Below are 12,326 nucleotides of genomic sequence, written 5' to 3' on the forward strand. Positions count from 1 at the left end.
CTACCAATCTCTTTTTGCTTAAGCCAGATCGGCTAAAAATTTTAAAATTGGCTCAACGAGTAACTTGGCATCAAAAAGGATGGCATCGTGCGTGCCCTGTATTTTTACCAAATTCAGATTTTGGGTTGTTAAAAACACAGATTCTTGACTAACTTTGTAAGGAACCAACATATCATTCTCGGAAAATATAAATAGCATCTTGACTGAATGATTTTTTAAGATATCCACTAGATTTAATTGCTGCAATAGATAAAGATGCTTAACCTGATAGTTTAAATCAATAATATTTAACTGTTGGTGCAATAATTTTGCACGTTCACGCGCTGCTGCGCCAGCTAAAGTGACCAAGGTACAGAAGCGCTGCATCCCGCGTTTTGGATCAGCCAGTATGGAGGATTTAAATTGTGTATATTGTTCAACTGGCATTGCCTGTGGCCATGCTTCGTTGGCCACGAAACAGGGATTTGACATACAGCAAATCACTGGCTTGGCAATTTTCAATTGTTGCTGGATTTCATTAGCCAGCAAAAGTGCCAACTGTCCACCCAAAGACCACCCCATCAAGACATCAAACGAACTCGCCTGCCTGACTTTTTCGGCCAAAAGACTTTCTACGTTAGGATCGAAAATATCCCATACTTTAACTTGATGCTGCTGCCGCAACTGTTCTACAAACGGGGTTAAGACCGCTGTTCCTAGCCCCCAACCCGTAATCATCAGTATCTTCATTTTGTCTGTTCCAATAAAAAAGGGACCAATTCAAGTTGAAATGATCCCTGTTTGTTACACGATTAATTAAGCAGGTTGCATCGCATCTACAGCCAATTCTTTAGCTGTTTTCTTGGCAGCTTCAGCTTTTAAGCCTAATTTAGCAAACAAGGCTTTGTCTTTACCTTCACCACTGTTCGGGGCAGTAAGCAATTTATCACCTGAAAATAATGAGTTAGCTCCAGCCATAAATGCCAGTGCCTGATCAGAGTCAGAGAGAGATTCACGACCTGCCGACAAGCGGATATAACTCTTCGGCATAATAATCCGTGCTACCGCAATAGTACGAATCCAGTCAATCACATCCAGTTTTTCAACATCGGCCAGTGGTGTGCCTTCAATAGGAACCAACATATTTATGGGCACCGAACCCGGGTGAATCGGCATAGTCGCTAGTTCAAACAACAAACCGACCCGGTCTTGTACGCCTTCGCCCAAGCCGACAATACCGCCACTACAGACATTAATTCCGGCATCACGTACATGATCAAGCGTATTTAAGCGGTCATCAAAGCTACGTGTACTGATGACATTGGCATAATATTCACGTGAGGTATCAAGGTTGTGGTTATAATAATCTAGCCCTGCATCTTTCAGACGTTCCGCTTGTGAGGCATTCAGCATTCCTAGAGTCATACAGGTTTCCATGCCCAGTTTCTTGACTTCCTGCACCAGTTCCAGCACATACGGCATATCGCGTTCATGCGGATTACGCCATGCTGCGCCCATGCAGAAACGGGTCGAACCGAAAGCTTTGGCCTGTTTGGCTTCAGCAATCGCCTTTTGTACTTCTACGCGTTTTTCAATTTCCAGATCAGTATCGTAATGTGCAGATTGCGAACAGTATTTACAATCTTCCGGACAACGGCCCGTTTTAATTGAAAGCAGAGTACTGACCTGAACAGTATTCGGTTCAAAGTTTTGGCGATGAATTTGCTGTGCCTGAAACAGTAAATCCATTAAAGGCAAGTCATAAATTTCTTGTATTTCGGCACGTGACCAATCATTACGGATCATCTTGTCTGCATCATCTAAAATTCCATTGAGTAAATCATACGCTGTTTTTTTTATTTTTCTTTAACGTTTTCTTTCATATTCATTGCCTGCTTAAAATAGCTTTAGTGTATCAAGCTATTTTTGAAAGCTTATTTAACCCGAATCCTGCTTAAGCCGATGATTCCTTAATTTGAATTGTTGGCTTATTTCGATGGGTTAATTGATATGCACATAGTGAGGCGTAAATTCCACGCAGAAATCCATGAAGACTACGTGCTTTACTCGTCACTAAATTGTATTGCCCCTTCAATAAGCCGAATAATATTTCTATTTTATTGCGTTGTCTTAAGTGATATTTATCTGATGCACAGAGTTGAATAGCCTGCATATTCTTCCGATGATAAGTAATTAAATCAATACCTTGATCTTTCAATCTAATTTTTAATTCTTGGCTGATGTAACCTCGATCCCCGTAAAGTTTTGCTTCTATACCAGCAACCAATTGCTCAACCATTTTTATATTAGCAACATGTCCATTCGATAAAGCAGAACAGGCAATTTCACCAAATTGATTCATCGCAATACGTAATTTACAGCCATAAAACCAGCCCATTGAGCTTCTACTATGTGATGCAATTTGGATTAATGATTTATGACGCTAAATACGTTGATTTTTACAAATTGGCAGAGTTGTTGAATCAATCCATAAATATTGTGTACCTTGGCCTTTCATCAGTGCCACATGTAAAGCATGTAGAGCTAATTCATGCATACCCAATTGGCTCAAGCCAATGTGAAAGCCCAGCAAGCGGCAAAAAAACCGAATGTTTTTGCTTTTGGCGAATATAGTCTGGATCAAAATGAAAACTGGATTGTCGGAGTTGCCGCACGCTATAACCTGTTTTCCGGGATCGATAAAAACAAGAATATTCAGGCTGCCGAACTCAAACGCTCTGCTACAGAATTACTCACTGCACGCACCCAGCAAGAAATTGAAAATCTGATTTATAAATCTTATAGCGAAGCACTCAGTGCACAGCAAAGTGATGCACTTCTGGCACAAAACTTGAAAGCCGCACAGGAAAATTTACGCATCCAAGAATTGTCTTTTAAAGAAGATATGGGCACCGCCACACAGGTCATCGATGCACAAAATATGCTGAGCGGACTACGAGCTGAAACTGCCTTGAATGCCTACAAATATGTGATGTCACTGGCCACCCTATTACAAAGCCATGGCTCGATTACAGAATTTCCGAACTACATTCAACATACCAATACCCACTATAGATGCTAAAACTCTTCAAATACGAGCAGTTCAGCTCACAACGAATAATGTGAGTGATTCACGAATCCTTGGGGAGTTACTTGATCAAATTCCGTTGGATGAACAGATTGATTCAGTTTATACAGACGAGGCTTATAACACCAAGCAATGCCGTCAAGTCATTGCAGACCGGTAAGCATATGCGGTAGTTCCCTCCAGAAAAAATGCAAAGCCTTAGAAAACTACAAAAGTTCATTCGCAAGAGCGAAATGAATTACTTCGAACCGTTAAATGTTTAGGCAGGACACTATGGAAGAAATGGTCAGGCTATCATCGGCGAAGTTTGGTCAAAACCAAAATGTATTGCATTAAATTATTAGGCGATAAATTAACGGAATTAGGTCGACCTCATACCCAAGTTGTCACTTGAATTCGAGTAACTTAGAAAAGATCTATCTCTGAAGCCTTTATGCAACAAAGTCACTCCAGATTGAGGATTTGAAAATTTATAGTGCAGTATATAAACAAATTGGTTCAGGAGCACAAAAGTAAGGTAATAACATCTTTTTTTAACAGTGATATTTTATTGTTCCCTACTCCTTACATTAAACTTTTATTTGTAGATTTACCTATCATTAACTCATTTTTCATTTGGATTTCCTATTATATTGAGATTGCTTTAAGAGATATTAAACAATAATATTACTGATAATTATTATCATTTACATTAACTAAAATGTTTTATACCGTTCCTCCATCATTTAAGCTTTCTCTTCTTAGTCTTGCAATTTTAGTGTCCCAGCAAAGTTTTGCCGATGATACTCAGCAATTACCGACGATTACAGTTACAGCGGAATCAGAACAGAGTGAGCTCAGCTCCGAACAGAGTAAGGCTTATATCATCCAAAATTCGTCAACCGCCTCAAAACTGAATATTCCACTCAAGGAAACGCCGCAAACAGTCAATGTCATCACTCGCCAGCAACTGGATGACTTTGCCTTAGATAATACCCGGGAAGTACTGCGTAATGCCCCTGGCATTATTGTCAACAATCAGGAAACGGAACGGAGCTCCTACCTTGCCCGAGGTTTCGAGATTTCGAATGTTTTAGTGGATGGCGTTGGTATTCCACTCGAAGGCTATAATTATAATAATGATAATCCGGACAGTTTTTTGTTTGACCGTATCGAAGTGGTGAAAGGCGCAAATGCCTTAAATAATGGAATTGGCGATCCTGGTGCAACCATTAACATGATTCGCAAACGCCCTACTCAGGAACTTCAGGCAGCCTTGAATGCCAGTTACGGTTCATGGAATACGCAGCGCTATGAAGCAGATATATCCTCTCCTCTCACCCAGGATGGAAAAATCAGAGGCCGTGTATTTGGCTATCAACAGAATGGTGACAGTTATCTGGATCGTTATGAACTGGAAAAAAACGGCATAGGTGCTGTTGTGGAGGCAGATGTAACTGACACAACCCTATTGACCGCAGGCTATACTGAAAGCAATCATAAGCCGAATGGTGTGAATTGGGGTTCTAATCCACTGATCAATACCGAAGGCGAGCAGCTCAGTTACTCACGGAATTATAATTACAGCCCAAGCTGGACCTATTGGGATAGCAATATTAAAAGTTACTTTGCCGAGCTTGAACAAAAACTGGCAGGCGACTGGACAGCCAAACTGACTTATGATGAAAAACGCACACAACGTGATTCAAAACTCTTGTTTCTGTCTGGAAAACCTGGCGCAAATGGCACTTCAGGTATCTTCCTCTACCCAGGCATGTATATTGATGACAATAAAGAACAACAAGCCAGCCTGAGTTTTAGCGGCACCTATCCGCTTTGGGGACAACGCCATGAAGCCTCATTGGGCTATGTCTGGGCCAAAAATCGTCTGGATGAATTGGGTTATGCTGGCAGCTTTGTCAATCCGCTGACCACAGATTTAGCCAGCTTTACACCAGAAGAACCAAGCTGGGATCTATCGAAAACCAGTGGGGAAATGCATATCCGGCAGAAGAACCAGAGCCTTTATGCTGCGACCCGACTGCATCTGAATGATGATCTGAAACTGCTTTTAGGTGCGAACTATGTTCAGGCTGAAAGCAGTGGTAGCAGTTATGGGACCGACACCATTTATGATGAAGATAAAGTTTTACCCTATGCCGGTTTGACCTATAACTTTAGCCCTGAATATACAGGTTACCTGAGTTATACCTCGATTTTCCGTCCGCAAACCACCAAAGCAGATGATGGCAGCATTAACAAGCCGATCGAAGGTGAAAGCTATGAAGTCGGAGTCAAAGGTTCTTGGCTAGATGACAAGCTTACCGCCACCATGGCTGTGTTCAGAACGGAGCAAAGTAATTATCCGCTTCGTGATTCTGATGGTATTCCGACTTTACGCACAACTCAGGTCAGTGACCTGCGTTCCCAAGGCTACGAGTTTGGCTTGGCGGGACAACTGACCGACCATTTTAACTTAAGCTTTGGTTATACCCAGTTTAGCCTGAAAGATCTGATCAATGGCGGTGATGCGCGTACCTTCAATCCAACCCAGTCTTTTAATCTTTTAACTACCTATCAGGTGCCGCAACTTCCAAAACTGAAACTGGGCCTTGGTGTGCAGTGGCAAGATCAGACCTATCTAGATGTGCCTGAAGCAACCGCCAATGGAGTGATTACCCAGAAAGCTGGAATCATTGAGCAGGATGCTTATGCGCTCGTGAACTTAATGGCCAGCTATGAGCTGAATGAGCATATGACCTTGCAAGCCAATGGTAATAACCTGACCAATGAAAAATATCTGTTCAATTTCCCGAATCAGCAAGGTTTTTATGGTGCACCAGCAAATTACAGCGTTGCTGTGAAATTTAAATACTGATTTTCAAACTTAGCCTTGACGACATGTTCAGGGCTAAATCATCACTACATACACAAAAACAGGTAAAACAAATGAAAAAAATGATCGCTCTGACCCTCGGACTGTCTATGACACTTTCAGCTCAGGCGCATATGCTTTGGCTGGAACGTGGCACAAATCAGCAGACTCATGCGTTCTTTGGTGAATATAGTGAACAGCTCAAAGAAACGCAGCAAGGTGCCCTCAAGTCTTTCAATCAGGCAAAGGCCGTTCAGGCCAAAAAAACATTTAGTCCTCAAATGCAACAGGATCATTTGCTCTATGCAACCCAAGGCCAGACCGATGTCCAGCTCACTCATGAATTGATCTATGGAGAATCATTGCTGAGCTATCATGCCAAATCCGGCAGACAAAACTTGAAAGCAGAGTCCGAACTGGATATTGTCCCGACCCAGATCAACAGCAATACATTTACGGTACTGTATCAGGGTAAAGCTGCTGCGGATGTTGAAGTCACAGTCTTTTCCCCGCAATTCTGGCTAAAAAAATACACCACCAACGGCCAAGGCCAGATTACGATCGCCACGCCATGGAAAGGTCAATATGTCATTGAAGTTGGCAAAGAAGCAGACAAGGCCGGAAAATTGAATCAGCAGGCCTATAAAAAACAGTATCTGGTAACGACTTTAAGTTTTGTTTATTAAGTTTTTAGATTTTCATCAGTATAGATTTATTCAAGGCCAAATATGATGTCTGTTGTAGTGCAGCCACTCGCCATTTTCTATCGCTTAGGCATGAGCTTTGGGATGGGCTACTTGTGCAGTTATTTGATCGCACTCGATCTGGCTTACTTTCTACAGGCTTTTCTGCCCAAAGCAGAATCCATCTATTTGGCCGCCGTTATTGCCCTGATTTTTTATGTCTGTTTTGTGATTGGCATCTTCTGTATCCAGAGTTTAAAAAAGCTTTCGGTCTATAGCCTGCTTCCTTTCCTTAGCTTATTTACCATCTCCCGCTTCATAGGTTAAACCATGCATAAATCTGTCCGTCAATCCATGGCATGGCTACATTCATGGTTAGGTTTAAGTTTTGGCTGGCTGCTCTTCGCGATCTTTTTAACAGGCGCGGTCACCTATTACCGGCATGAAATCAGTATATGGATGCAGCCTGAATTTGCCTCAATACAAGTCAATCAGGAAACTGCCTTAAAATCTGCTTACAGCTATTTACAGCAGCATGCACCGGACGCCCAAAACTGGTATATCGGAGTCGCCAATCAAGATTCACCTGTGAATAAAGTCTACTGGCAAAAAGCGGATGGTGGCTATGAAGTCAAAACCCTGGATGCTTCGACAGGAAAAGAATTAAACCTCTCGGCCACCCAAGGGGGAGATTTTTTCTATAATTTTCATTTTCAGCTCTATGGTATGCCCTACACCATTGGTCGGCTGATTGTGACGATTGCTGCCTTTATCATGTTATTGACTCTGATTTCAGGAATCATTACCCATAAAAAAATCCTGACAGACTTTTTTACCTTAAGAGCATTTAAGGGGCAGCGCTCCTATCTGGATTTTCATAATGTTAGTTCAGTGATTGCCCTGCCGTTCTTTTTGACCATGACATTTACCGGGCTGGCGATTTTCTTTTATATCGTACTGCCTTCCGGCATGAAAAAACTCTATCCAGACAATCCCTTTCAGTATTTTGAAGAAATTCGCACAGTCAATGTATTGGCCAACTCTGTGGTTCCGGTGAAAACCGAGATGCTGCCAATTCAACATTTTATTAGCACGGCGCAGCAACACTGGGGACATGCGGAATTTGACAATATCACGGTCAAGCAGCCCAATACCCAGCTGGCACACATAACCTTAACACAGCTCAAAGATCATTCCATTACCAGAAATCAGGCACAGCTCATTTTAAATGCTGCTACCGGAAAATTGCTTGAAAATACACGCAATGAAAGTGCAATTGCCATACTCAATGCCGGCATGTATGGTTTGCATATGGCACGTTTTGCTGAACCTGCTTTACGTTTAGGATTGTTTTTCTCTGGCATATTGGGCTGCGCCATGATTGCCTCCGGTCTGCTGCTGTGGAGTCTGAAACGCCAGATTCAGAAAAAATCAGCGCGGTTTCATCTCGGACATTATTTGGTGAACCGCTTGAATATCACCATGATACTTGGCTTGCCGATTGCCATGCTGGCTTATCTCTATGCGAATCGTTTTATCAGCATCCCTGTAGGTGCACCAAATTATGAGATTTATAGTTTTTTCAGTATTTGGCTCGGCAGTTTCATTCTGGCATGTTTAACACCGCAGCAATATTTATGGAAAATTCAGCTTAAAATCCTGATTGGTACTGCTTTTATGCTGCCGCTGATCAATATTTATTATCTCATTTTCCATGATTATATTGATTCTTTTACAACTTACTGGCCATTTCTGCGAATCGATCTGATGCTGTGGAACTTGGCACTTCTCGCCCTATTGTTACACCAGAAAATTACCCCTATTCAGCAAAAGGCGGTCAATAAAATTCACGCCAAACTAAAAGTTACGCAACAGGAATCATCAACATGATATGGATTGCAGTGATCGGTCTGCTTTGGCTGAGCTGTTCTGGTTTTTATGCGGTAAGTGCAAAGCAGATCCTAAAAACCCGAAAATCTCGTTACGCTTTTTTAGCTAATTTTCCTACGCACACTAAATTCACTGCGGGTATTTTCTTATTCGTCGCGATGTTTTTATTACGTACCCAGTTTAGCTCCAGTATTAGCTTTGTGGCTTTATGGGTATTTCTAAGCCCTGTACTGTTTATCTTTATCTTAAAAATGAATAAAGCATTTTAGTATTTATTTAAAATCAGAAAGTAGTAAACAGCCTAGTGCGCTACTTACATGCCCTCTATTGAACCAATCTACTCAGTATCTGCTAAACCTTGCCAACCTACTTTTAAATATTTCAGATTCATTATTTTGGCTAGAATCAGAAATTTAAATTGGTAGGTATTTGGTAGGTAGGATTCTTTTTAACTTCATCCAATACTTATATTACGGTGAGGGTCACCGATAAAATAATCAATTAATGGTAGAAGGAATCACGCCATGGCTTTTAAAAATATTTCAGATCAAACTAACGGTTTTTATATTCCCTGTGTTTCACTTTTTGGTCCGGGCTGTGCTAAAGAAATCGGGATAAAAGCACAAAATTTAGGTGCCAAGAAAGCGCTGATTGTAACTGATGCGGGGCTGTTTAAATTTGGTGTTGCAGATGATATTGCAAATTATTTGAAAGAGGCGGGTGTTGACAGTTATATTTTCCCAGGCGCGGAACCCAATCCAACTGATATTAACGTGCATCATGGAGTTACAGCTTATAATGAAAATGCCTGTGATTTTATTGTATCGTTAGGTGGGGGTTCCTCACATGACTGTGCCAAAGGCATTGGTCTAGTCACTGCAGGTGGCGGACATATCCGTGATTATGAAGGGATTGATAAAAGTACCGTCCCGATGACACCACTGATTGCAATCAATACCACGGCAGGGACAGCTTCGGAGATGACACGTTTCTGTATCATTACCAATACCGATACCCATGTGAAAATGGCGATTGTAGATTGGCGTTGTACACCACTCATTGCGATTGATGACCCTAAACTTATGTTGGCCAAACCTGCAGGGCTGACTGCGGCAACAGGTATGGATGCCTTGACGCATGCAGTAGAAGCTTATGTGTCTACGGCAGCAAATCCAATCACTGATGCCTGTGCAGAAAAGGCGATTACCATGATCAGCGAATGGCTTAGCCTGGCAGTGGCGAATGGGGATAATCTGGAAGCACGGGATGCCATGAGCTATGCCCAATATCTTGCCGGAATGGCCTTTAACAACGCCTCTTTAGGATATGTGCATGCGATGGCACATCAGCTCGGAGGCTTCTACAACTTGCCGCATGGTGTTTGTAATGCAATTCTGCTCCCCCATGTTTGTGAATTTAACCTGATTGCTTGTCCTGAACGTTATGCCAAAATTGCCCAATTGATGGGGGTGAATACAGAAGGTTTAACCGTAACTGGAGCAGCTTATGAAGCGATTGGCGCCATTCGTCAGCTTTCGGCTTCAATTGGTATTCCATCTGGGCTGACGGAATTAAATGTAAAAGAAGCTGACTTGGCCATCATGGCGGAAAATGCACAAAAAGATGCCTGCATGTTGACCAATCCACGTAAAGCCAACCATGCCCAAGTGGTAGATATTTTTAAAGCGGCGATGTAGTACCTCAATGTAAGTATTCTCTCCAAGTATCTGACTTACATTTTTAACAGCCCCTGTTTCACTTCCTGAGGAAGTGTGCCAAGAGCAGACATGCATTTTCCTGTTCCTGGCTGATCCTTTTGCCTTCATAAGAGGATAAAAGCGGGGGGTGTTTCTTTTTTATGAAGTCCCCTTCATTATTAATATCGACATTAATCCCATGGTAGAAAAATGCCACTATTTTTTTAGCCCGTTCTAGCCATAAATAAAATTTCATAGCGTATTATCTTACGATTATATTTGATCCCTGAGGAATAAACTGCGCGTCCTTCAAATGACATGAAGGTGAGCGTAGCTGATATCAAGCATCTAGGCAAACAGCAAACTGGGTAGCCACTGATAAAAATTTTAGGATCAGGTTCAGTCTAAATTAATAAGTAAACTCACAGTAAGCAAGGATAATACTTAATATTCCAGAATATTCCTATTTTAACTGTTTAGCTTTGTACCGACAGTTACATCAGCTTTAAAGATTTTTATATTTTAACAGAGTCTGATGAACGGGATGGTTTTTGGGCATCAGTTCAATCAGGCGTTCTACAGCATCAATCGCTTCAGGAAAATGTGCCACATGTTTCAGCAAGACATCGGTTTCATTAGCCTTGAAAATGGCATCGCTCAGGCGTGATTCCAGACAATCTCTCCAAGCGCATAGAAATGGACTTTCTGTTTTGGCCAGAAATACGCCGGTACATAATTTCAAGGCTGAATCGATATACCCAGCATCTAAAGATTGCTCTGTCATTAAAAAATCAGCCTCTACATGCGCCAATAAACGATAGGGTCTGGAACCCAGCATACCACCTAATAAATCGCGTAATTGTGACATTTCTGCTTTTAAAGTACCCATACTGACCTTGCGCTCGCCATATAAGGCTTGATGCAATGTATCTAGACTCAGACCCTGCGGACATAAGGCTAGAATGGTCAGAATTTCAATCTGTCGAGGAGTCAGAACCAACATCTTGCCATTAAACAGCACTTGAGGTACTGAAAAAGCTCGAATAAACAGGCGCTGCTTCTGGCATTCTAGTAGAGCCGACTGGATGATCGTAGCACAGCGCTCCGCAGCTAGTAGTGCTAAACTGTTATGCTTTGGCCAGGTAGTCGACAGATCAATGACACCTAAGACCTGTTTTGAATAGGGATCAATAATCGGGGCAGCGTAACAAACCCAATCATGAATGGAGGACATGTAATGTTCACTGGAAAAGACACAGCTGGATTGTTGAGTTTTTAAGGATAATGCCAATGCATTGGTTCCGACTAGCTCTTCGCGCCATTGCCCACCTTCAATAAAATGTACACTTTCTGCGGCACTTTGCATTTGTGGGCTAGAAGCTGCCCAAATGATGGTGCTGCCGATATCTCCGACCGCCAGCACCATAGAAGATTGCTCGGCAATATGTTTTAAATCCTGAGCACAATGTTGCAGGGCTTGGGCTAAAGTTGAGGAAGAAGTGGTCTTTTTTAAATCCGTCAGCGGTGCTGCTAAACGATTCTTCGGGATTTCAGCCGAGGATGAACGTTGCCAGGAGCTGGCAATACTCTGTCCCAGCTGTTCTGCATGTAAGGGAGACAAACTGCTGTTTTGCCGAAGCTGATCAGTATTGTGCCTTTTTTCCATCAAATCTTGTTTTGTCATCATTCCTTATTCTCACAACAATTCATGATTTACATCCGCTGTAATCGTTATTTTTTTAAAATGGATGAAAATATCGTGAACATGCTAGCCCCAACCTTTTTCCAACCTTATACCAGTTATATTAATCAAATAAGGTGCAGAAGTACCTTATACCAAAGCTGTAGAAGCGGTTTTGCCATACGAAAATAAGCAAAGGAAATAAATATGCGTTACGTCGATCCTAATCAACCTGATTCAAAAGTTCATTTTAAAGCACAATACGAGAATTTTATTGGCGGCGAATGGGTCGCTCCGGTCAAAGGTGAATACTTTGACAACATCTCTCCGGTAGATGGCAAAGTCTTTACAAAGGTTCCGCGTTCTTCTGTAGAAGACATTGAATTGGCCCTGGATGCAGCGCACAAAGCCAAAGAACAATGGAACAGAGCATCGCCGACCACCCGCTCCAATA

10 protein-coding genes and 3 pseudogenes are annotated in these 12,326 nt (G+C 42.0%); 9 read left to right on the forward strand and 4 right to left on the reverse strand.

All coding sequences use genetic code 11. From position 1 onward, the window contains the following. Positions 1-18 precede the first annotated feature (18 nt). The 3 genes and pseudogenes from NI465_RS14765 to NI465_RS14775 form a co-directional block, all read right to left on the reverse strand. Positions 19-729 (reverse strand): alpha/beta hydrolase family protein, encoded by a 711-nt coding sequence (locus NI465_RS14765; RefSeq protein WP_253145823.1) that lies wholly within the window; start codon positions 727-729, stop codon positions 19-21. Between the two features lie 66 nt (positions 730-795). Beyond that, on the reverse strand, positions 796-1,785 hold the full coding sequence (bioB, locus tag NI465_RS14770; protein WP_253145824.1) for a biotin synthase BioB: 990 nt from the start codon (positions 1,783-1,785) through the stop codon (positions 796-798). Between the two features lie 148 nt (positions 1,786-1,933). Next, positions 1,934-2,542, reverse strand: a pseudogene (locus NI465_RS14775) (IS982 family transposase); the annotation flags it as partial. Between NI465_RS14775 and NI465_RS14780 the strand changes: the two are divergent. From NI465_RS14780 to mdh, 8 genes and pseudogenes are all read left to right on the forward strand, one after another. Then, positions 2,531-3,061, forward strand: a pseudogene (locus NI465_RS14780) (TolC family protein); the annotation flags it as partial. The pseudogenes NI465_RS14775 and NI465_RS14780 sit on opposite strands and share 12 nt — an antisense overlap. Continuing rightward, positions 3,051-3,461, forward strand: a pseudogene (locus tag NI465_RS14785) (transposase); the annotation flags it as partial. The pseudogenes NI465_RS14780 and NI465_RS14785, both read left to right, overlap by 11 nt. Positions 3,462-3,767: 306 nt before the next feature. Then, positions 3,768-5,924: a TonB-dependent siderophore receptor gene (locus tag NI465_RS14790; RefSeq protein ID WP_253145825.1), complete on the forward strand. Its 2,157-nt coding sequence runs from the start codon at positions 3,768-3,770 to the stop codon at positions 5,922-5,924. A gap of 71 nt (positions 5,925-5,995) precedes the next feature. Beyond that, a complete protein-coding gene (locus NI465_RS14795) occupies positions 5,996-6,607 on the forward strand; it encodes a DUF4198 domain-containing protein (RefSeq protein ID WP_004647798.1) in 612 nt (203 codons plus the stop codon). A gap of 42 nt (positions 6,608-6,649) precedes the next feature. Then, positions 6,650-6,931 carry a hypothetical protein gene (locus NI465_RS14800; RefSeq protein ID WP_253145826.1) on the forward strand — a complete coding sequence of 94 codons (282 nt, stop codon included), beginning with the start codon at positions 6,650-6,652 and terminating at the stop codon, positions 6,929-6,931. Between the two features lie 3 nt (positions 6,932-6,934). Further along, positions 6,935-8,494 (forward strand): PepSY-associated TM helix domain-containing protein, encoded by a 1,560-nt coding sequence (locus tag NI465_RS14805; protein ID WP_253145827.1) that lies wholly within the window; start codon positions 6,935-6,937, stop codon positions 8,492-8,494. Beyond that, positions 8,491-8,763, forward strand: coding sequence for a hypothetical protein (locus tag NI465_RS14810; protein WP_253145828.1), 273 nt, complete (start codon positions 8,491-8,493; stop codon positions 8,761-8,763). The genes NI465_RS14805 and NI465_RS14810 overlap by 4 nt, the downstream gene beginning before the upstream one ends. 255 nt (positions 8,764-9,018) lie before the next feature. Then, positions 9,019-10,191 carry an iron-dependent methanol dehydrogenase gene (mdh, locus tag NI465_RS14815; RefSeq protein WP_071850974.1) on the forward strand — a complete coding sequence of 391 codons (1,173 nt, stop codon included), beginning with the start codon at positions 9,019-9,021 and terminating at the stop codon, positions 10,189-10,191. A 505-nt stretch (positions 10,192-10,696) separates the two neighbouring features. On the opposite strand, the gene NI465_RS14820 is transcribed toward mdh, so the two are convergent. Next, positions 10,697-11,878 carry a helix-turn-helix domain-containing protein gene (locus tag NI465_RS14820; RefSeq protein ID WP_004647792.1) on the reverse strand — a complete coding sequence of 394 codons (1,182 nt, stop codon included), beginning with the start codon at positions 11,876-11,878 and terminating at the stop codon, positions 10,697-10,699. A 201-nt stretch (positions 11,879-12,079) separates the two neighbouring features. Here NI465_RS14820 and NI465_RS14825 point away from each other — a divergent pair. Next, the coding region (locus NI465_RS14825; RefSeq protein ID WP_253145829.1) for an aldehyde dehydrogenase family protein at positions 12,080-12,326 on the forward strand (247 nt) is incomplete at its 3' end.

Source organism: Acinetobacter lwoffii (genome assembly GCF_024129855.1).
GTDB classification, from domain to species: domain Bacteria; phylum Pseudomonadota; class Gammaproteobacteria; order Pseudomonadales; family Moraxellaceae; genus Acinetobacter; species Acinetobacter lwoffii_L.